Source organism: Pseudomonas sp. MCal1 (assembly GCF_026341415.1).
Classification (GTDB): domain Bacteria; phylum Pseudomonadota; class Gammaproteobacteria; order Pseudomonadales; family Pseudomonadaceae; genus Aquipseudomonas.
On record NZ_JAKUMP010000022.1, the window covers coordinates 51,721 to 71,984 of the forward strand.

The 20,264-nt window shown below is 60.0% G+C and carries 21 protein-coding genes and 3 pseudogenes; 10 read left to right on the forward strand and 14 right to left on the reverse strand.

What is annotated here, in order from left to right; translation table 11 throughout:
* Nucleotides 1–10: 10 nt before the first annotated feature.
* Nucleotides 11–880 (forward strand): TauD/TfdA dioxygenase family protein, encoded by an 870-nt coding sequence (locus MKZ87_RS27610; protein WP_085703690.1) that lies wholly within the window; start codon nt 11–13, stop codon nt 878–880.
* Between the two features lie 45 nt (nt 881–925).
* Here the strand turns inward: MKZ87_RS27610 and MKZ87_RS27615 are convergent, their stop codons facing one another.
* The 5 genes from MKZ87_RS27615 to MKZ87_RS27635 all read right to left on the reverse strand — a co-directional run bounded on the left by MKZ87_RS27615 (nt 926) and on the right by MKZ87_RS27635 (nt 4,545).
* Complete coding sequence (locus tag MKZ87_RS27615) at nt 926–1,615, reverse strand: hypothetical protein (protein ID WP_176247753.1); 690 nt, start codon at nt 1,613–1,615, stop codon at nt 926–928.
* Nucleotides 1,584–2,624, reverse strand: a complete 1,041-nt coding sequence (locus MKZ87_RS27620) for a GSCFA domain-containing protein (protein ID WP_085703691.1) — start codon at nt 2,622–2,624, stop codon at nt 1,584–1,586. Before MKZ87_RS27620 ends, MKZ87_RS27615 begins: the two co-directional genes overlap by 32 nt.
* 37 nt (nt 2,625–2,661) lie before the next feature.
* Nucleotides 2,662–3,177 carry a GNAT family N-acetyltransferase gene (locus tag MKZ87_RS27625; RefSeq protein ID WP_085703692.1) on the reverse strand — a complete coding sequence of 172 codons (516 nt, stop codon included), beginning with the start codon at nt 3,175–3,177 and terminating at the stop codon, nt 2,662–2,664.
* Between the two features lie 166 nt (nt 3,178–3,343).
* Nucleotides 3,344–3,757 carry a cupin domain-containing protein gene (locus tag MKZ87_RS27630; protein WP_085700379.1) on the reverse strand — a complete coding sequence of 138 codons (414 nt, stop codon included), beginning with the start codon at nt 3,755–3,757 and terminating at the stop codon, nt 3,344–3,346.
* Nucleotides 3,758–3,789: 32 nt separating this feature from the next.
* Nucleotides 3,790–4,545: an SDR family oxidoreductase gene (locus MKZ87_RS27635; protein WP_266202178.1), complete on the reverse strand. Its 756-nt coding sequence runs from the start codon at nt 4,543–4,545 to the stop codon at nt 3,790–3,792.
* A 250-nt stretch (nt 4,546–4,795) separates the two neighbouring features.
* On the opposite strand from MKZ87_RS27635, the gene MKZ87_RS27640 reads away from it, so the two are divergent.
* Nucleotides 4,796–6,364, forward strand: a complete 1,569-nt coding sequence (locus MKZ87_RS27640) for a winged helix-turn-helix domain-containing tetratricopeptide repeat protein (RefSeq protein ID WP_266202179.1) — start codon at nt 4,796–4,798, stop codon at nt 6,362–6,364.
* 16 nt (nt 6,365–6,380) lie between these two features.
* On the opposite strand, the gene MKZ87_RS27645 is transcribed toward MKZ87_RS27640, so the two are convergent.
* The 4 genes from MKZ87_RS27645 to MKZ87_RS27660 all read right to left on the reverse strand — a co-directional run bounded on the left by MKZ87_RS27645 (nt 6,381) and on the right by MKZ87_RS27660 (nt 10,221).
* Nucleotides 6,381–6,905, reverse strand: a complete 525-nt coding sequence (locus MKZ87_RS27645; RefSeq protein WP_266202180.1) for a phage infection protein — start codon at nt 6,903–6,905, stop codon at nt 6,381–6,383.
* Between the two features lie 74 nt (nt 6,906–6,979).
* Entirely contained in the window at nt 6,980–7,234 is a 255-nt protein-coding gene (locus MKZ87_RS27650) for a transmembrane sensor/regulator PpyR (protein WP_085700375.1), read from the reverse strand.
* Nucleotides 7,235–7,461: 227 nt separating this feature from the next.
* Complete coding sequence (locus MKZ87_RS27655; protein ID WP_085700374.1) at nt 7,462–8,100, reverse strand: response regulator transcription factor; 639 nt, start codon at nt 8,098–8,100, stop codon at nt 7,462–7,464.
* 153 nt (nt 8,101–8,253) lie between these two features.
* Nucleotides 8,254–10,221, reverse strand: coding sequence for an alkyl/aryl-sulfatase (locus tag MKZ87_RS27660; RefSeq protein WP_266202181.1), 1,968 nt, complete (start codon nt 10,219–10,221; stop codon nt 8,254–8,256).
* Nucleotides 10,222–10,326: 105 nt separating this feature from the next.
* Between MKZ87_RS27660 and MKZ87_RS27665 the strand changes: the two genes are divergently transcribed.
* From MKZ87_RS27665 to MKZ87_RS27675, 3 genes are all read left to right on the forward strand, one after another.
* The gene (locus MKZ87_RS27665; RefSeq protein ID WP_266202182.1) at nt 10,327–11,250 is read left to right on the forward strand and encodes a LysR family transcriptional regulator; all 924 of its coding nucleotides are present in this window, start codon (nt 10,327–10,329) and stop codon (nt 11,248–11,250) included.
* Nucleotides 11,251–11,341: 91 nt separating this feature from the next.
* A complete protein-coding gene (locus MKZ87_RS27670; protein ID WP_266202183.1) occupies nt 11,342–12,562 on the forward strand; it encodes a colicin E3/pyocin S6 family cytotoxin in 1,221 nt (406 codons plus the stop codon).
* 7 nt (nt 12,563–12,569) lie between these two features.
* Nucleotides 12,570–12,824 (forward strand): colicin E3-like toxin immunity protein, encoded by a 255-nt coding sequence (locus tag MKZ87_RS27675; protein WP_007958170.1) that lies wholly within the window; start codon nt 12,570–12,572, stop codon nt 12,822–12,824.
* Between the two features lie 68 nt (nt 12,825–12,892).
* Here the strand turns inward: MKZ87_RS27675 and MKZ87_RS27680 are convergent, their stop codons facing one another.
* The gene (locus MKZ87_RS27680) at nt 12,893–14,224 is read right to left on the reverse strand and encodes an amidohydrolase (RefSeq protein ID WP_266202184.1); all 1,332 of its coding nucleotides are present in this window, start codon (nt 14,222–14,224) and stop codon (nt 12,893–12,895) included.
* Nucleotides 14,225–14,417: 193 nt separating this feature from the next.
* Here MKZ87_RS27680 and MKZ87_RS27685 point away from each other — a divergent pair.
* From MKZ87_RS27685 to MKZ87_RS27695, 3 genes and pseudogenes are all read left to right on the forward strand, one after another.
* Nucleotides 14,418–14,858 (forward strand): annotated as a pseudogene (locus MKZ87_RS27685) (FAD-dependent oxidoreductase); the annotation flags it as partial.
* A gap of 240 nt (nt 14,859–15,098) precedes the next feature.
* Nucleotides 15,099–15,623 (forward strand): hypothetical protein, encoded by a 525-nt coding sequence (locus tag MKZ87_RS27690; protein WP_266202186.1) that lies wholly within the window; start codon nt 15,099–15,101, stop codon nt 15,621–15,623.
* A 253-nt stretch (nt 15,624–15,876) separates the two neighbouring features.
* Nucleotides 15,877–16,791: an SGNH/GDSL hydrolase family protein gene (locus MKZ87_RS27695; protein ID WP_266202187.1), complete on the forward strand. Its 915-nt coding sequence runs from the start codon at nt 15,877–15,879 to the stop codon at nt 16,789–16,791.
* A gap of 233 nt (nt 16,792–17,024) precedes the next feature.
* On the opposite strand, the gene MKZ87_RS27700 is transcribed toward MKZ87_RS27695, so the two are convergent.
* Nucleotides 17,025–17,387 (reverse strand): DUF6124 family protein, encoded by a 363-nt coding sequence (locus MKZ87_RS27700; RefSeq protein ID WP_266202188.1) that lies wholly within the window; start codon nt 17,385–17,387, stop codon nt 17,025–17,027.
* A gap of 547 nt (nt 17,388–17,934) precedes the next feature.
* Between MKZ87_RS27700 and MKZ87_RS27705 the strand changes: the two genes are divergently transcribed.
* On the forward strand, nt 17,935–19,149 hold the full coding sequence (locus MKZ87_RS27705; RefSeq protein WP_266202189.1) for an aldose 1-epimerase family protein: 1,215 nt from the start codon (nt 17,935–17,937) through the stop codon (nt 19,147–19,149).
* Nucleotides 19,150–19,162: 13 nt separating this feature from the next.
* Here MKZ87_RS27705 and alaE read toward each other — a convergent pair whose 3' ends face one another.
* Nucleotides 19,163–19,624 (reverse strand): L-alanine exporter AlaE, encoded by a 462-nt coding sequence (gene alaE, locus MKZ87_RS27710; RefSeq protein ID WP_234204914.1) that lies wholly within the window; start codon nt 19,622–19,624, stop codon nt 19,163–19,165.
* 20 nt (nt 19,625–19,644) lie between these two features.
* Nucleotides 19,645–19,905, reverse strand: a pseudogene (locus MKZ87_RS27715) (LysR family transcriptional regulator); the annotation flags it as partial.
* A 5-nt stretch (nt 19,906–19,910) separates the two neighbouring features.
* Here MKZ87_RS27715 and MKZ87_RS27720 point away from each other — a divergent pair.
* Nucleotides 19,911–20,078: pseudogene (locus tag MKZ87_RS27720) on the forward strand (GABA permease); the annotation flags it as partial.
* Here the strand turns inward: MKZ87_RS27720 and MKZ87_RS27725 are convergent.
* Nucleotides 20,075–20,264: hypothetical protein (locus MKZ87_RS27725; RefSeq protein ID WP_266202190.1), on the reverse strand; the 190-nt coding region annotated here is incomplete at its 5' end. The pseudogene MKZ87_RS27720 and the gene MKZ87_RS27725 overlap by 4 nt on opposite strands.

Sequence of the window (20,264 nt, forward strand, 5' to 3'; positions counted from 1 at the left end):
GTGAGGGAACATGGATCAGTTGGCACTCAAGGCAATCGAGCGCATCGCCGCAGAACAGCGTGCGCCTTATCGGCACATCACGGTCGAGCGGATCACGCCGATCATCGGCGCCGAGATTGGCGGCGTCGATCTTTCGCAACCGCTGAGCAACGAGCAACTCGCGGAAATCCGCCGGGCCTTTCTGGAGAACCACGTGGTGGTGTTCCGCGACCAGCACCTGACGGTGGACGAGCACAAGGCGTTTGGCCGACTGTTTGGTGAGCTGCGGGCGCTGCCGGTGGAAGACATCGACGGCGATGACCCGGAGCTGGTGGTGATCCGCGCCAATGCGCAATCGCGCTACGTGGCCGGTGAAACCTGGCACACCGACGGCACCGCCGACCTGGCGCCGTCCATGGGCTCGATGCTGTACGTCAAGGAAACCCCGGCCATCGGCACGGGCGGCGATACGCTGTTCGCCAACATGCACCTGGCGCTGGAAATGCTGTCGCCGACGATGCAGCAGTTTCTCGGCGAATTGACCGCGATCCACGACGGCGCAATTCCGTGGAAGGGTTATGAAGCGCCGGCCAACCTGCCGAAAAACGAACACCCGGTGGTGGTTCGCCACCCGGAAACCGGGCGCAAAACGCTGTTCGTCAATTCCGGGTTCACGTCGCACATCGTCCAGTTATCCGGCGGCGAAAGTCAGATGCTGTTGAACATGCTTTTCGATCTGGTGGCGCGGGAGCCGGTCCTGAGCTGTCGCGTGCGCTGGGCGCCGAATACGTTGGTGTTCTGGGACAACCGTTGCACCCAGCACCATGCGGTCTGGGATTATTTCCCGCATTCGCGGTATGGCGAGCGGGTGACGATTCTGGGGACGCAGCCCAAGGCGTGATGACCCCCTGTGGGAGCGAGCAAGCTCGCTCCCACAGGTCCGGGTCTAAATTCCTCGTTTGAGCAGTTGCTCGACGATCAGCTCGCCAAACGCCAGGTTCCCGTGCAGCGGGTCATCCACTTCGCAGTACGCCGGAAGCTGAAAACCCTGTTCATCATTCGCTGCGGCGCGCACGTCGATCAGCTCGATGCCGAGCCCTTGCAGACGCTCGATCAGTAGCGCCTGCGCGGCCATGAACACCCGCGAGTCGGACAACTCCGGCACCCGCTGCGGTGGCAGCACGGCGAACACTTTGAGGTTCATCGCCCGGGCCTGCTCATAGAACGCCAGCGCAGGCCGGGACAGGGTGTCGACGATGGATTCGAACAACGGCCCGGCGAGAAAACCTTCATCGAATTCGCAGTCCGGCGTCTGGTAGCACGTCCAGTTCGGCGCGGTGGCGAGGTAGTGCAGGCTCAGGCCGATGGTGCTGACCAGCGGCACCCCGACCTTCGCCAGTTGCGGCACTTCGAACGGTTCAAGGGCCTGGCGATACAGGCGCTCCATCTCGGCCTCGCGAAACACCACGTCATGGCGGGTCAGGCTGAAAAAGTCCACCGCGAAATCCCGGCCGGTGCCCAGCGGGCCGCCGCTGAAAGGCAGCTCACGGGCCTGTGCCGCCTTGCCGATGACCCCGGCATGGGAATCGCCCAGCAGCAGAAACCTAGGCGTAGTAATCGAGCACGGCGTCTTCACAGACAAGCTCCTCGCTGGGCATGCAGGTGGAGGGCACGATGACCGGCGTCTGCACCGGTTGAACGGCATCGAGTCCGGCGAAAAACTGCTGCATGACGAATGCCACGCCTTCGGGTGTGACCTCACGCTGGTTGGGCTGGTAGAACGCGCCGTTGAACGGTGTGCCGGTGATGATTTCGTAGGAGGGGAAATAGTCGACGTCGCACAGGTCTTCACATAGCTGCCCGGCGACAGCGCGCAGGACCGATTTGGAATAGGTGGTGGCGCTCAGCACATGCTCACCCGTGGCGGTCGCTGTCAGGGGCACCGGTGACACGGTGAGCAGCACGCGCAGTTGCGGGTTGATCGAACGCATCAACTCCAGTGCCCTGACCATCTCGCCATAGGTGTCCATGAAGCCGAAATTGCAGAAGCGGTGCAGCTGCGGATCGAAGGTCCCCCGCACGGTGCCGGGGCACACGGGGTACACCAGACCGGTCTGACGGTTTTGCCAGGCTTCGGTCAGGCCGAGGGTAAACACGAACACTTTGGCCCGGCGCAGGGCTGTGCGGATCGCATCGAGGGTGGCTTGGCGCGATGCGAACAGCGCGTCCTCGCTGGCAAAACCGTCGGGCTCCACGGCAGGGCGGAACGGGTCGAAGAAACGCCCGTCATGGGCCCAGGTTTCGTCGGGCGGCAGGCTCACGCCCAGCGCCCATTCGAGCCATTGGCAGAGCATCGCCGGGGTGTACAGATTGCCGGTGCGAAACGAGAAAACCCCGTAGTTGTGGGCCTTCCAGTCGGTTTCGGCCAGTCCGGCCGGGGCCGGTTCTGCATCCAGCCAGTTCATGCCGCGTTCCACCAGCGCCCGGCCGATGTGCTGAGCGAAACACGAACCGGCGGTGACGATGGCGTCCTTGTTGCCGATCTCGAATTGCGGCGTCCACAGTTGATCGATGTTCAGCGCGGGCTTGTCCGCCACGGCGGTGCGCCAGAACGCGCGGGGTGGCAGGCATTGATAAGGATTCACGACGAGGGCCTCCTTGGCGGTCGCTGATAAAACGGGGTCAGCTGATTTGATAGCGGTAGATCAGGTCGTCAAACCAGCGATCGCCAATCTGATAGGCCTGCGGCACGCGGCGCTCGAATACAAAACCGCATTTCTCCAAAACCTTGCAGGACGCGATATTACCGTCGGTCACGGTCGACTCCAGCGAGTCCAGGCCGATGGCGGCGGCGTAGTCGATGATCGCCTTCCGCGACTCGGTGCCAAAGCCTTTGCCCTGATGTTCGGGCAACAGCAGACAACCCACCTCGGCACGCCCCGGCGACAGGATGCGAAACCCGGTCACGCCCAGTTCCTGCCCGCTGGCCCTGTCGGTCACCACCAGACACAACCAGTGATCCGACTGCGGCCCCCAGGCCGGAAGCCGATGCTCGAAGCCTTTGCGAACCTGGTCCTCGGCGATTTCACCGAACACGTACTGCATGGTTTGCGGCTCGGAATGCAGCCTGAGGAACAGCGGCCAGTCGGCTTCGACCATCGTGCGCAGGTCCAGGCGTTGCGTGGTGAGCTCAAGCATCCGCTGCTCCTTGCAAGTGCGAAAAGGGAAGACGGTTTTTTACTGGGTGTGGGGGGAAAGATCAATGTTTTGATCGGGCATGTTTTGCCGCGCCGACCTTGGACGCCCCTCGTCGCGGTACTCTCCGGCGGCCGGACTGCCGGAGGTGCATCGGCAAATGGATCGGCTACGGCTTGACCGGTTTGACCAGGTCGGTCTCGCTGCTGTCGAGCACGAACACCGCCAGCAGACGGGACGGTTCGGTGGTGCTGGCATTGGCGCTCACCGCGTGGAAATCACCCGGTTGTTCGACGAAGTTTTCCCCGGCCTTGTAGACCTTCTCCGGCCCGTCGCCGACCTTGCTGCGCACCGCACCCTCAAGCACCGTGGCGTAAATGAACGCGGACTTGGGATGAAAGTGCGCCGGCGAAGATCCACCGGGCGCGTATTCCACCAGCACGCCCCTCATGGATTTGCCCGGAACGTTGGGCAGGGTGCGGTCGAACACCACGGTGACCTTGCCGGCCTGCGGCTCGGCGGCCGAGGCGGAGGAAATCGAAACGGCCGCAAACGTGGCGGCCAGCAGGATTCGGCTGAACATGGCGATACTCCTTCTAAGCGGATGGGGGTGTTTCAGCGCTGGGTCGATTTCGCCAGCCAGTCTTCGAAGCGCGTCGGGCCCAGGCGCGGGTTGCTGCTGCCGGGGGTGAGCGACTGGTCGTCGAGCACATCGCCGAAGTAGCGGGCGTGAACGTCCGGGATCACTTTGCGGGTGTCGAGGGTGGCGCGGAAAAAGCGCCGGACCAACTCGTCGAGCGGCATGGCTTCGGGGCCGGCAATCTCCTGCGTGCCGTTGATCGGCGCGGCCAGTGCCACGTCGGTGAGCGCTGCCGCGACATCGTCAGAAGCCATGGGCTGGATCAACGCCGGCGACAGGCGCACTTCCTCGCCGACGGTGGCGGCCTGGGCGATGCCGCCGACAAATTCGAAGAACTGCGTGGCCCGTAACAGGCTGTACGGAATGCCGGACGCCTTGATCAGATTCTCCTGCGCGACCTTGGCGCGGAAGTAACCGTTGGCGGGCAGGCGCTCACTGCCGACGATCGACAGCGCCACGTGATGGCGAACCCCGGCGGCGTCTTCGGCAGCGAGCAGATTACGGGTGGAGGTTTCGAAGAAATCGAGCACGGCCTGGTCTTCCCACGACGGCGCGTTGGACACATCGACCACAACCTGGGCACCGTCCATCGCTTCGGCCAGGCCTTCGCGGGTGATGCTGTTGATGCCGGTGTTGGGGGAGGCGGCGAGGGCATCGTGGCCGCGTTCGCGCAGATTGTTCACAAGTTTCGATCCGATGAGGCCGGTGCCTCCGATAACGACGATCTTCATGGCAACTCTCCACTTGCCGACGGCAACCATTGCTGTCGATGTGCGTTGAGCATGCCTGTGGCGCCCGGGCAAATCCTTGTGGTGACCTTGGATTTGCCTTGGTTTTTTGTCCAGACAGGCCAATCCGTCGGCAGATGCGTAGACCAATGCGCACACCGGTGCGGCGGTTCAAGGTCTGCCGTATCATTGAGCGCACGACAATCGCCCGCTCGGATACGGAGTCGGGGGCCCAGACCAGAGAACAGCCACCGTGCAATTCGTGTTTGAAGACTACGTGCTCGACCAGCAGCGCCGGGAACTGACCTGGCGCGGGGAGGTAGTGACTGTCGGGCCGCAGGTCTTCGACTTGTTGCTGGTACTGGTCGGCAACCGCGAGCGGGTGGTGAGCAAGGACGAACTATTGAGTGCCGTGTGGAGTGGCCGAATCGTTTCCGAATCGACCATCACCAGCCACATCAACGCCGTGCGCAAGGCTATCGGCGACAGTGGTGAACAGCAGCGCCTGGTGCGCACGGTGCCGCGCAAGGGCTATCGCTTTGTCGGTGAAATCATCCCGTGCGACAGTCCTGTCGACGCACCAGAAGCACCTGCGAAACCCGAGGTGGCCGCGACACTTGTCCTGCCGGAAAAACCTTCGATCACCGTCCTTCCATTCCAGAACCTCAGCGGCGATCCCGAACAGGACTACTTCGCCGACGGCATCGTCGAAGACATCATCACCGCGTTGTCACGCCTGCGCTGGTTGTTCGTCATCGCTCGCAACTCCAGCTTCACCTATAAGGGCAGGGCGGTGGATGCACGAGGCGTCGGTCAGGAACTGGGTGTGCGTTATGTGCTGGAAGGCAGCGTGCGCAAGTGCGGCAACAAGATCCGCATCACCGGCCAGCTGATTGACACCTGCAGCGGAACGCACCTGTGTGCCGAACGCTTCGAAGGTCTGCTCGACGATATTTTCGAGCTCCAGGATCAAGTGGCCGAAAGCGTTGTGGGCGCCATTGCGCCACAGCTCGAACGCGCGGAAATCGAGCGGGCCAAGCGCAAGCCCACCGACAGCCTCGATGCCTACGATTACTACCTGCGAGGGACTGCCAAGCTGCACATCGGCACCCGAGCGGCGATCGAGCAGTCATTGGCGCTGTTCTACCGGGCGATTGAGCTGGATCCGGAATTTGCCTCGGCCTACGGCATGGCCGCGTGGTGCCACTTTTGGCGCAAGCTCAACGGCTGGATGACCGATCGGTCTCGGGAAATCGCCGAAGGTGCGCGGCTGGCGCGAATGGGTGTGGAGCTGGGGCGCGATGACGCCGTGGCGCTGACCCGTTGCGGTCATGCTCTCGCCCATCTGACCGGGGATGTCGATTGTGGCATCGCCTTGCTCGATCGGGCTCGACTGCTCAACCCCAACCTGGCGCCGGCCTGGTATCTGGGTGGCATCCTGCGTGCCTTGCGGGGCGAAACCGAGGCCGCCATTGCCAACCTCGAGCACGCCGTGCGCCTGAGCCCGCTGGATCCGGAGATGTTCCGCATGCAGGTCGGGATGGCACTGGCGCACTTCTTCGCCGGTCGCTTCGAGCTCTCGGCTTCCTGGGCCGAGAAAGCGCAGGGAAACCTGCCCAGTCTGCTGGCAGCGGCGGCCTTGATCGCCGCAAGCCACGCGCTCAGTGGGCGAACCGACAAAGCCGGGCAAACCATGGAACGTGTGCGCCAGCTGGACCCGACCTTGCGGGTGTCCAGCCTGAGTGCGTGGCTGCCCATTCAACGGCCTGAAGACGTGGCCCGGTTCGCCGAAGGTTTGCGGTTGGCGGGGTTGCCGGAGTGACGACGCAGTCGGCCAATCAATCCATCGAAAAATGCATTCGCATGTCCATCGCGGCATCGTACTGATTGCTGGCTACCCGGCGTTCGATCAGGCGGTCGGAGCCGCCCTCGGCGACGCGACGTTCGATCAGCCGGTCGGAGCCGCCTTCGGCAACACGGCGTTCGATCAGGCGGTCGGAGCCGCCTTCGGCAACACGACGTTCGATCAGGCGGTCGGAGCCGCCCTCGGCGACGCGGCGTTCGATCAGGCGGTCGGAGCCGCCCTCGGCGACGCGGCGTTCGATCAGGCGGTCGGAGCCGCCTTCGGCAACTCGACGTTCCATCAGCCGATCCGAACCCCCTTCGGCAATCTGGGTCGGCGCCTTTCTGGCACGGTACTGTTGCACCGATGAAAGCTCTGAATCCGGAGTACTGGTTTCCTGTCTGTTGGTCACCGGCATGTCGGGCAGGCAACTTGCGCCGAATGCATGAGTGGCAACTATCCAGGTGGCTGAAACAATGGCAACGGGCAATACCAATCCAATAGTTTTCATCGTGATCATCCTGAGTCGTAGTGGGATTTCGTTATTGAACTTCCGGGTTGCAACCAGACAGGTTCTAAATCAATCGAATACTTTTAGTGAGGAACTCCATGTTCCTGCGCGGCCAGGCGAATTCGGTTATGCGCAATCAGGCGCATGACGTAGCCCAACTTGATCGCGGTCGGCCCGAGGATCGTCATCCCGTGGGCACCGACCAGCGTGGGCAAGGCCAGGTGAGCGTCAAACACATACGCCAGGAAGACTCCCGCCATCAACATGCCCAGACCCCCGATCAGTAATACGTGGGACAACTTCAGCACGCGGTACGAGTCTTCAAAAAAGTCATACATGTTGATCAGCCATCCCTGGGTTCGTGAATGAGTGGGTAAATGTCGACGCGCACGGAAACCGCGAAGTCAATGACTTTGCCGGCCGTTGCATTTGATGGAGGGATTTTACTGTTGGGCGTAGGGATCAACCATGTTGCATAAGTTTGGTTTTATCCTGCCCGTGTATGGAGAAGTCATACCAACGTATATAAACAACTATCAATGTGCGCTGGATAAGGGCGCTGCATCTAATGGTTGATACCCAGGCTTTCGGCCATTCGAACCAGATCGGCGAACGATTGCGCGCGCATCTTGCGCATGGCCTGGCTCCGGTGAATTTTCACGGTGATCTCGCTCAAGCCGATGGCACTGGCGATCTGTTTGTTCATCAAGCCCGAAACGGCCAATCCCATTACCGACTGCTCTCTGACCGTTAGTGCCCCATAGCGGGTGCGCAATTCATGATGGCGGCGTTCGCACTCGCGGTGTGACCTGTCCCGCGTATGCGCGGCGACCACGGCATCGATCATTGCCTGCTCGCGAAACGGTTTTTCCAGGAAGTCGACGGCACCGGCTTTCATGGCGCGCACCGTCATGGCGATGTCGCCGTACCCGGTCATGAATATGATCGGCAGGTGGATTTTGGCGTCGGCGAGCGCCTGCTGAAAGACCAGCCCGCTGGTGCCTTGCAATCGAACATCGAGCACCAGGCAACTGGGCAGGTCAGGTCGCTCGTATTTCATGAAGTCGGCGACCGATCCGAACAGCTCGACCTGCAGGCCGATGGAGCGAAGCAGGCTGCCAAGGGCCTCGCGCAGGGGGGCGTCATCATCAATGATGAAAACGATGGATTCAGGGTTTCGCTCGGGTGAAAGTTCTACGTCCATACGCGGGATGGCTTCGCGGCGATCGGGCTGCGCAGGATGCTGAACAACTCAATGGAAAGCTTTGCCCGAGCCTCCGGTTTTCATTGGATTTTGCTTGGCTAACCGTCCAGAGGCCATCGACCTGGTACTTCTTCTATCGATGGCCTTGATGGGTCAGTTTCCTGTCCGGGCGACAATCGCAAAATTCCCCGGTGCCTTTTCCAGCAACCCCAGAAATCTCACCAGATCGACCTTGCTGCCATCCACCTTCAGATCATCGGAGGTGAGCGTTTCTTTCAGCCCGGCGGTGCCGCCCAGCAGCTGGACGAACAGGTCCTTGGTGACGGTCAGGGTTGCGTTGGCGTTCGCCGTGGTCGGGCCTTTTCGATAGTGCAGCACGGCATTCTCGATCCACAGCACGAACGATTCATTCGTATCGGTCAGCACCAGATTGAACGTCCAGTGCTTGCCATCTGCCGCCGGGCCGTCGAGGCTTGCGGCCATGGCTTCGAGGAAGCGTTCGGTGGGCGTCTGCTTCATCAGTTCGATCAGGTCGGAGCGTTTGACGCCCTTGGTCGGCGGGCCGTTGCGCAGTTCCATGGCAGCGGTCAGGTAGCTGTTGCGCCAGGTCGCCGATTCCGCCTGATAGCCCATCTGTTCGTACGCGCGGGCCAGCAGTTCCTTGGCGGCGGTGTCGTCCGGTTTGGCGAGCACAGCCTGGTCCAGCAGTTCGGCAACCCAGCGATATTCGCCCTTGTCATAGGCCACGCGCGCGGCTTCGACCACCTTGGCGTTACCTCCCATCAATTCGACGTAGCGCTTTGCCGATTCCTTGGGCACCAGCGGATTCAAGTGCGCGGGGTTGCCATCGTAGGCGCCCAGATACATCTGGTAGATCGCCTTGACGTTGTGGCGCAGGTCGCCGTAATAGCCGCGGGTGCCGAAGTACGAGGCCAGCGAATCCGGCAGCTGGATCTTGTCGGCGATCTCGTTGGGCGTGTAGCCGGCGTTCATCAGGCGCACGGTCTGGTCGTGCAGGTACTTGTAGACATCGCGGTGCTTGGTGATGAATTCGCGGATCCGTTCGTTGCCCCAGATCGGCCAGTTGTGCTGACCGAAATAGACCTCGGTGTCGCCCAGTTCGTCGAGGGCGATTTGCGTGTATTCGGACCAGCGCAGCGCATCGCGCACCTTGGCGCCACGGATCGGCAAGAGGTTGTGCATGGTCTGCGCCAGCAGCTCCGCACCGCCATACGCCTTGAGCGCGGGGATCGAAAACGTCAGCTCGGCCGGGGCTTCCGCGCCGGGCATGTTGTGGAACACGAAGCTGACGCCGTCGAGTACCAGCGGCTGGACCGGCTGGTCGATGATCTGCGTCGGCGGCAGGATGCCCATGCTGCCGTAGGCGACGTTCTTGCCCAGCCCCGTGTCGACGATGCCGGTCACGCCCGGGGTCAGGTTCTTGCCGAACTGATACATCGAACGCCGCGCCATCGCCGGGCCCGCCAGGATGTTTTCGCTGGTGGCTTCCTCCATGAATCCGGCCGGCGCGACGATGGGAATATTGCGCTGGGCCACTTCACTGCTTGAGGTGATGCCCAGCACACCGCCGAAATGGTCGGCATGGTCGTGGGTGAAAATGATCGCGCTGACGGGCTTGTTGCCCAGATGCTCACGGGCGAAGGCCAGCGCTGCGGCGGCGGATTCCCGGGAGGTCAGCGGGTCGACCACGATCCAGCCGGTTTGCCCGTCGATCAGCGTCATGTTGGCGATGTCGAAACCGCGCAACTGGTAAATCCCATCGCGGACCTTGAACAGACCGATCTGCGCATTGAGCATCGCGTGCCGCCACAGGCTCGGATTGACGGTAGCTGGTGCCGGGCCTTCGACGAAACGGTACGCATCGAAATCGATCAGGGCATTGCCGTCAGTGCCGAGGATCTTGCCGGTCGGGCGGGCGATAAAACCGCGCTGGGCATCTTCCATGTCGCGGTTGTCGCTGAGGTCCAGGCCCTTGATCGACGCCTGGATCACCGCTGCCGTGGCGGGCGTGGCGTCGCCGGCTGCGACGCCGGGTTTGTTATCGCAGCCGGCGAGGGACAGCAGCGCCAAGGCGATGATCGTGTAGAAGGTCGGTTTCATTCTTGTTGTTCTCCGAGGGTCGAATGCGCTCCAGCCTAGGGGCAGGGCGGCGATGTATCCAATGCATTGTTTACATCCGGATAATGCGTCGCTAGCATCGCGCGAATGGACCTCAAACGACTCTCACACCTTCTCGCACTGGCCGATGAACGCCATTTCGGCCGCGCGGCCGAACGCGTTCATCTCAGCCAGCCAGCCCTGAGCCGCAGCATTCAGGCGCTTGAGAGCGAAACCGGGCAACGGCTGTTCGATCGCGATAGCGGCGACGTTCGCCCGACGCCGGCAGGGGAGTTTCTGATCGAGCGGGCGCGGCGGCTGCTGTTCGATGCCCGCTCGCTGGAGCGGGACATGGCGCTCTACAGCGATCGCCAACTGGGCAGCCTCGCCTTCGGCGTCGGCCCGTTCCCGGCTGCGATGTTGATGCATCAAGTGGTGCCGCGACTGCGTCAGGATCACCCGGCGGTTACGCTGCGGGTGGAAGTGAACAACTGGCAGATTCTCGAAGCGCGGTTGCGTGCTGAAGCGATCGAATTCTTCGTTGCCGACATTCGCAACTTCACGGCGGACTCCGACCTGCTGATCCGTTCGCTGGGCCAGGTCTCGGCAGGTTTCTTCGTACGACCGGAGCACCCACTGGCCGGGCGTAAAGTGGCGATGGGAGACCTGGAAGGCTATGGCATCGCCACGACGCGCCTGCCGGAAGTAGTGAAACTCGAGACCGCCCGAACCCTCGGCATCCCCACCCGCCAGGCGCTGCCCATTGTGCTGGAGTGTGATGACGTGGCGTTGCTCAAGACCGTCGCTGGCTCAACCGACACCATCCTCGGCGTCATTCATGGTGCTGTGGCTGAAGATATTCGGGCGGGGCGTTTGATCGAGCTTCATGTTGTCGACAGGCCGGGGTTTCACTCCGAAATCGGCGTGGTGAGTTTGCAGGGCAGAAGCTTGTCGCCGACCGCGCTGTGTGTGATCGAGGCGGTCGTTGCCGAGATGCAATCCGTTCACGTCGAACAATCCCCACGTCTTTAGAGATACGTCCTACAGTCACGATTTTCCTGCTTCGTTAACGTCGTGCAGCCCCTTGCGAGGGGCTGCCGATGCATGAACGAAAGGACAATCAGTGGCTGGTCAAAAGGACATTCCCCGGGTTCCCAACCCACCGGCGGGCGACGGGCATCACGTCACTTACCGCTACATGACGGCCACCGAACTGGCCTATCAACAAACACGACAAGACAAGTACGACGCCATGCTGGCGCGGCAAGACGCCTTCGAACGCAGCCGTGAGATGGCGGCGAACAAGCCAGAGCCAGCGCGCGCCGGCTGCGTGTTTGCCAAGTCGTGCAAGCTGCCGGACGCGATTATCGATTACTCGAATCCTTCGGGAATGGTGCCGACTGACAGCCTGAAGGATTACGGCGAGCTGATTTTGCTCGGTGGGCGTGAGGCCGATGACAGCGGTGGCGTTGCACTCAAGAAAATCAGCGGCACGGCAATTTCAGCGGGGCTGGGCGCTTTTGCCCTTACCGGTGAGGCGTTCAAGGCATTGCCCGCGATGGCCTCTGCTGCCATCAGCCCGTTGCTCGGTCTGGTGGCGATGTTCATGCCGTCGAACCTGGGCGACAGCGCCCTCTATACCGAAGACCAGTTGCTCGCCCTCAAACAGGCCCGAATCCGCGTGCGCCTGCGCGTTGAGCAGCAGGCCGATGGCAGTCTAAAGGGTTACGGCTTCTATACCGGCAAGAATCGCGACTGGGAGATGGTTGATGTCGTGCGGTTCGCTGCACGCGGTAACCGGTTTATTGCAGACCTTGGCGAAGGCGTTGAGCTGATCTGGACGCCTGCTGTGGACGGTTCCGACATCCTCGGTATTCCGGCACTGGAGGCTGCTCCGCAAGCGCCGCATATCTGGGTGTATCCGCCGACGAAAGCGGCGGAGGGGATTCTGGTGAATCCGGTTTATCCGCCGGAGTATTGGGATTTCATATTGGTGTTTCCGGCGAGTTCCGGGGTTCGGCCGCTGTACATTGTCTTGAATGTTTCCAGCAGGAAGCTTCCCAGCCCCGACCACGATTACCATTCGGCACCTGAAACGGAAGAAATTGTCGGATTCCCGGGTTTGAAGGAAGCGAAGAAGAAAACACCAAAGCAGGGCGGTGGCGGTCTTCGAGAACGCTGGACGGATGCTAAAGGCAGAAACATCTATGAATGGGACTCACAGCACGGAGAACTCGAAGCCTATCGTGCAAGTGATGGCAGCCATCTAGGGGCTTTTGATCATTTAACAGGTGAGCAGATTGCCCCTCCCAAGAAAAACCGCAGCATTAAAAAGTATCTATGAGGCTGGAATGGGACTGAAAGTCAGATTGAATTGGTATGACAAAAAAACAGAGCTCGCTGAGGGAAAGGAGTACTCGGTCGATCTCGGTGATGACGGTTCAATCATCGAGTCGTTGGGTCTGCTGGAGGAAAATGAGATTTATGACGGCGGATTTGATGTACGGAATGACTGGATAGCAAAATTACAGCCATTGTTTACCCACAAAATCGAACCAGCGGTATTCGACTACCAAGTGTCCTTTCGATACAGAACAACGTGGTGAGCAACCACTAGCAAAGGGGGCGGATGTATTTACGAAAATACATCCGCCCCCCTTTTCACATAAGCCAATCAGCCCCGCTGACCCCGCCCCGGATAATTCAGCACAAACTGCACATGCGCCTTCACCCCGGTGGCCAGTGTTGCGTCATCGGCGGTGAAGTAGGGGCTGTGGTTGTTCGGCGCCTTGCTCATGTCCTGGCCTTCCGGCGTGGCGCCGAGGAACACGAACAACCCCGGCACCTTGCGCGCGTAGTAGGAGAAGTCCTCGCTCGGTGACAGGGAGGCGGGCAGGCGCTCGACCTTGCCCGGTGCTGCCAGTTCGAGGGCCGGGATCATGGCTTCGGTCAGGGCCGGATCGTTGGTGGTCACGGGCGCATTGTTCACCAGCAGCAGATTGGCCTGGGTTTCGTAGGCGCTGGCGATGCTGTTCACCAGCGGCGGCATCTTTTTCAGGATCGTGTCGCGGATGTCGGCGTTGTTGGTGCGAATGGTCCCGGTCATTTCCACGGTCTCGGGAATGATGTTGGCCGCCGAACCGCCGTTGATCGTGCCGACACTGATCACGCCCATGCCCTGCGTGAGATCGACACGCCGACTGACCAGCGTCTGCAATCCACTGATGATGCCTTGACTGGCGACAATCGGATCGACACCGCTCCAGGGCGCCGAGCCGTGAGTCTGCTGGCCCTTGACCGTGATGCGGAACGAGTCACTGCTGTTGAGCACGGTCCCGGATTTGTAGAACAGATGCCCGGTCGGATAACCCGCCATCACATGCACCCCGAACACCGCTTCGACCTTGGGCGAATCGAGTGCGCCATCGCGGATCATCGCCTGTGCGCCGATCAGGGTGTCGGTCTGGAACTCATCGACATCGGCCGCGCCTTCCTCGGCCGGCTGAAACAGAAACACCACCGTCCCGCGCACCTGATCGCGATGCTCGGCCAGCACTTTCGCGGCGCCCAGCAACATGGCGGTGTGGGTGTCGTGCCCGCAGGCGTGCATCACCGGCACACTCTTGCCCAGCCGCGTGCTGGTGGCCTGGCTGGCGAACGGCAGGTTCGTCATCTCCTTGACCGGCAAGGCGTCCATGTCGGCGCGCAACGCCACGACCGGCCCCGGCAATCCGCCTTTCAGAATTCCCACAACCCCCGTCTTGCCGACCCCGGTGCGCACTTCAATGTTCGACGCCTTCAGCCGCTCGGCCACCAGCGCGGCAGTCTTGAACTCAAGATTGCCCAACTCTGGATGCTGATGAATCGTGTGGCGCAGATCGATGACATCCTGATTGACCGCGCTCACGGCGCTATCCACCCAGGGCGCATCGGCGGCATGGCTGGCAGTGGCAACGAACGAGGACAGAACGGCGAGGCACAGCGAGGTTTTGCAGAAACGGATCAAGGCGGGACTCTCTCTTATGGTTTTTATTGGCGTCAGAGGGTATGCCGCGATGCAAGACGGGACAAACGACTCTGGCCGGTAATCGCACGGCTTTTGGCTTTTCGCATTTTTGCCTGAGCGCGGCTTTCAGCGGATTGTTTTCCATCGTCTGATCCGCTTCACTGTGGCTCTTTTGCCTGAGCGGAAATCAATCATGGAACGATGCGAAGCACTGGTCATCGGCCTCGGCGCCATGGGCGCGGCCACGGTGTATCAACTGGCGAAAGCCGGGGTCAACGTGGTCGGCATCGACCGTCACCATCCGCCGCACACATTCGGCTCCAGCCATGGCGACACCCGCATCACCCGACTGTCCGTGGGCGAGGGCGCGCAATACGTGCCCATCGTGCGCAACTCCCACCGCATCTGGCGCGAACTGGAAGCGCTGTCGGGCGAGGCCCTGTTCGAACAGACCGGCCTGCTGGTGCTGACCTCAAGCCCCGACTTCGATCCCGCGGACGAAACCGACTTCACCCTGCGCACCATCGCCCTGGCGCAGATCTACGGCATCGAACACGAAGTCCTCGACGCTGCCCAGATCCGCCAGCGCTTCCCGCAGTTCGCCCAGGTGCGCGACGACGCCATCGGGGCGTTCGGTGAGTTTGCACCTTGGGTGAGCGCGACCGACGAACTGGCAAGCCGATTATCGAACCTCCACATCCACCGGTCGTTGGATGTTTATGAATGCACGAACTGTGGGCGTCTTTGGCTGCAAAAGGTCGCGGGTAACCAGTTCGTTTCATATGTTCCTGAAGAGGGCGGATATCATGCGATCTTGTCGGCGACGTCAGGCGATTCCGAGAGCCTGGATTGCGAATAAATAGGGAACAGCCCAGTGTCTAACCGCTATACCGCCTCCCGAGAGAGGATGGCGAATGACTTGAGAAATGCGCAGCTGCTGCAGGGGCAGCGACTTGCTGAGGTATTGCATGACCAATATTACTTCAACGAGGAAAAATGCCTGTCTGACGTAGGGCCGTTGCTCTGGCGGTGTGGCGAACATCAGAATGTTGCGATGTACCTGCTGAGCGATGGTAAATGTGTTGGAGCTGATGAGTCCGATCTGGAACCTCCCACATCCTTCACACTTGATGCCACCAGCGTTTGCTCGTGGCGTAGGGAAAATCTGCTTCGCAATAGATCAGCTCTCTTCCTCGAAGACAAAATCATCACAGCGGTTCAAGGTGTTGTCGATAAAGTGGCGGGCGGAGAGGTTTGGCTTGTCGGCTTTCAAGTTGCCTTCGAGACAGGTGACTACCTGATCTACCTGAATCAAGGTGACGATGCAGTCGTACTTATTAACGAATGGCCCAAGAGGTTGGAGGGCATCGAAACCTGCTTGGTGACCTCGCTGGAATGAGCGTTTTGTTCAATAGCAGCTTGGGCGAAAATAGATGCGTCCCCATTTTTTCGTCCCATTTTTCTCATTTTTTCTCAAGGTGTATTTGCTGGCCGCTTTATCCTGAGACTGCACCTGTCGTTGCTGGACTTACCCGATTCCTATCTGTCGCGAACAGGACTTTCATTACGCGCTCGGCTAAACAAAGGTCGCAACAGTGACAAGTGAAAGCTTCGCCGCCGGTAGTCTGAGGTTACAACCTGGGAGACTATCAATGACTCGACTCGCCTGCTTGGCCGCTCTTTTGGCACTGACTGCATCAACCGCCTTTGGTGCCCAAAGCTACAATCATCTCTATGCTTTCGGTGACAGCTACTCTGACAATGGTGCGGGTGAAGCCTTCACTAGAACCTTAGCCATGCAGAAGGTCAAAGATGCCCAGGAGCTGCCCGGCTCGTTGTATTGGAAGGGGCGCTGGAGCAATGGCCCCACCGCCGTCGAGAACTTGGCTCGCGTCTTGAAAATACCCTTGACCGATTACGCGATTGGCGGTGCCAAGAGCGGCAACGGCAACTACTATGCTTGGATGGAGCCATCTCGCGACACTGGCGTTTTCGGCCAAATTGCCGATCATCTAAAAGCCGCTAAAAAACACAAAGCGGATCCGGATTCGCTCTATTTTATTTTCATCTCAGCCAACGACTTTTTTGAATGGGCCGACTTCTCGCATCCAGAATCGATTGAAGTGCTAAGCCAGAAAAGCACGGCGAATATTCAGAAGAGTACCGAGGCGCTGATTGCAGCAGGCGCGAAGCACTTAATGGTCGTGGGGACCACGGATTTGAGTCACGTTCCAGCTGTGGTGCAGGGCAATCAAGTCAAGAGTGCAACAAAATACCAGCAGATACTCGAACAAAAACTGCCAACCGTGCTGACAGCGCTGGCTAATACTCATGATGTCAGTATCAGTTACTTTGACCACCTGGCCTTCAGCAACAAACTTCGTGCGGCACCCGATGTTGCGAGGTTGAAGGATCTGGATACCCCTTGCCAAGTCACCTATCCGGACGTCAAGCCGGTGTGTCAAAACCCAGATGCCCATTACTACTGGGATGAATGGCACCCGACCCGCAAAGTCCACACCTTGGCTGCCGAGGCGATGCTTGAAGTGCTAAAAGCTGGCAGTTGAGATTCTCTGTAAGCGCTCAGGGCTGTGCACGCGAAACGTAATCAAGGCAGTTAAGCAGACATCACCGCCCTTATCTTTTGGATCAAGCAGGTATGTCCGCCGGACGATTATTTTAGTCGTGTTACATCGGCCGGTTGAATCCACAGCCGATAGCTGCCATTTACTGTGGCAGCTTCGGCTGGCATCGTTTTCTCAAGCCCCCTGTCAATCAGTCATGACAAAGGGGTTGGCTTTCAGGTCTTCACCTCAACATGATCCAACGCCTGATTCACCGCCAACTCACTCAACATCACCAACTGCGCAATCCCGATCGCAGTCTTGCGATGGGCTGGCTCCAGCGTGGCCGCAAAGTTATTGAGCATTTCGCTGGCCGAGCCCAGTGATTCACTGGCGTTGGCCAAGAGGGATTCAGTGTTGTAGGCCGGGTTGGCCAGGTACATGGGATCATGCCTGGTGTGTCTGCCCATGATGCGTTGTTGTGGGGTGAGGTAATGGTCGAGCGCGCGTTCGGCCGCTTCGTTGAGGGTTCGAGAATCGGGAAATTTATAGGGCGATACCGGATCGGTTTCCGGTGGGTTCGGTGTGGGTTTGAACATATATGTAACTCCAGGGTGAGAAAGTGGAGCCATCAGCCTCGCTACCAAACGAGGGTGGTGGCCATACGGAGGTTGGTAGACCGGTCACCTGGATACCCGGCGCGTCCGAAGACGCCCTACGCATGGCCACCATAAAACAGAGGACGAAAGAGTCCCTGCAATCTGGTGTTGCGATGCGACAGGTAATCCGGGCTACCAAACCCGATCACTGTTTTTCAGTGACCCGGAAACGATAAAACCCGCACCCCAGACGCACAAGCCGGCGGATTCTGGCGTAGTCGTAGGCAATGACGCAAGACGCTGTAGCCGTGGGGAAGTAATGCCGGGCGTTTCTAAACACCCTTCGGAAAACGCTTAAACACGCCGCCCTCGCCATGTCGAAATCAGACGCTCCATGCAGCTCCTGAATAATCCGATCACATCGATTTCAATTTTCCTGTGCGCACCATTCGTTCTTGGCACCTACCGACGCGCGTCTCTTTTTAAGCTTGATGAAACGTTTCAGCAGGTTTATAAAAACGGCACAACTCCAAGAAAGGCTTCTCCCATGACCCCGCTCAAACTCGTTGTTGCCCTCAGCGCACTGTCCGCTGCTTCCCACGCCATGGCCTGGGATTACGTTCTGATCGACACCGACAAAGCCGCTCAGAACTGGCAGATCACCAGCCAGCAACTTGGCGTGAAAACCGACAAACCTTTCAGCGTCAGCCTGCGCACCTTGCATGGTGGTCGGCAGGAGGGCGTCAGCATTGTCGACATTGATAACGGCACGATGAAGCTCTCGGTGGTGCCGACGCGGGGCATGAACGTCTTGCAGGCTTCGGTCGGCAATGTGCGCATGGGCTGGGATTCGCCGGTCAAGGAAGTGGTCAATCCGTCCTTCATCGAACTCAATGGCCGCGGCGGTCTGGGCTGGCTGGAGGGTTTCAATGAGTTGGTGACCCGCTGCGGGTACGAATGGGTCGGTCACCCCGGCGTCGACAACGGCGAACTGCTGACCCTGCACGGCCGGGCCGCCAACATTCCTGCGAACAAAGTCACTCTGCACATCGATGAAACGCCACCGTACGCCATCACCCTGCGCGGTGAACTGAAAGAGCAGGCGTTCAAGAAAGTCGACTTCTCCGTCGCTACCGAACTGGTCACCGAACCCGGCAGCGCAATGTTCGCCCTCAACGACACGCTGACCAACAACGGCGACTATCCGAAGGAGTACCAGGCGCTGTACCACAGCAACTTCAGCACCCCGTTCCTGGAGCAGGGCGCTCGTTTCGCCGCGCCGGTGAAACAGGTGTCGCCGTTCAACGACAAAGCCAAGGGCGATTTGGCTGAATGGCAAACCTACCGCGCACCGACCAAGGACTACGACGAAACGGTTTACAACGTGGTGCCGTATGCCGATGCCAAGGGCGATACGTTGACCGTGTTGCATAACAAGGCTGGCAGTCTGGGCGTTTCGGTTGGCTTCAATACGCAGACATTGCCGGTGTTTTCCCTGTGGAAGAACACCGATACCCAAGGTCAGGGTTATGTCACCGGGCTGGAGCCGGGAACGAGTTTTTCCTACAACCGCCGTTATCAGCGGCCACTGAACCTGGTACCGACAATCGGGCCGAAGGAACACAAACAGTTCCGCATCAGCTACAGCTTGTTGGCGGATAAGGCGGCGGTGGATAAGGCCTTGAAGCAGGTGAGCGAGATTCAGGGCGGGCGGGAGACTGAGGTGCGGCAGGCACCGTTGGTGGATCTGAGCAAGGGGTGAAGCCGGCGGTCGTTCAACTGTTCAGCGACATCGGCTTGTCGCCACCCGGAGGCAAGCCGAACACCTTGCGTACCCTGTTGAGAAATGCCCCGTAGGGTCGCCCCAGCGCCAGCATCATCAAGGCCGCACCGAGCGTGCCGCGCACCAGCTCACCTCCCGATGCACCACTGGAGGCAATGATCGCTGCATAGAGGGGGACCTGGAAACTGACGAGGGCGAAGCTGTCCCACAGCAGTCTGGAAACTCGACGCGGGCTGGCTCGCTTCATCACCCAGTCCCGCCACAGACCGTAAGGTCTTGCGACGGGCACCATCAATACGGCGCCTACAAGGCGCGCATGAAGAACCTGATCCCACGTCATGCCGGCAATGAATCGTTCATTGATGATGCCGGTGGTTGTGAAAAACAGGATCAGCGCCGTTGTGTCTGCGATGAATGCAGTACGGCGCATTGACTGTTGCGGGCGTTGAAGCAAATCACATCTCCTGTCCTGGTTCAGGTAGGTGCCAGCGCATCCTCCAGATGTGACAGCGGCTGCACCGCCAGGTGCGGAGATTCGCCGAAGAACTCGATCAACAGCTCGGTGTGCACGCGTATTTTCCGGGCGGGATGCGGCCCCGGCGGGCGGAGGAGGTAGGCACCTGCTGGCGGTGGGGGATGGTTTGTCATGATCTGCAACAGTGCTCCCGTTGCCAGGTGCTCATGGGTGAGGCAGTCAGGCAGGTAGGCGACGCCCAGGCCAGCAACTGCGGCAGCGGCGGGTGATCGCGTTCATCTGCGCCGCGCTCGCGGTGATGATGGTGACCCCCGAGCATCGTCTGGAAGTGACGTCGACCATTGGCCTGGCGCTGGCGATTTCCTTTATCGGGCTGGTGACCACGCGCCAGCATGGGCAGGTGAGGGCAGTGGCTTCGGCGGGCGAGGCTTAGGTTTTTTCTGGCGCTTGAACGATGGGGCTGGCCCCGGCATGACGTTGGGGTAGATCGATCACCGGGCTTTTGCCCGCAACCATCGGCCCCCCGGTGTACGCCCCTTTCATTTGGTTCTTCACGGAATCTCGGGAAACACACAAACAAGAACGCCGATTTGATTGATGATGTTCGTGCGAGCAAACA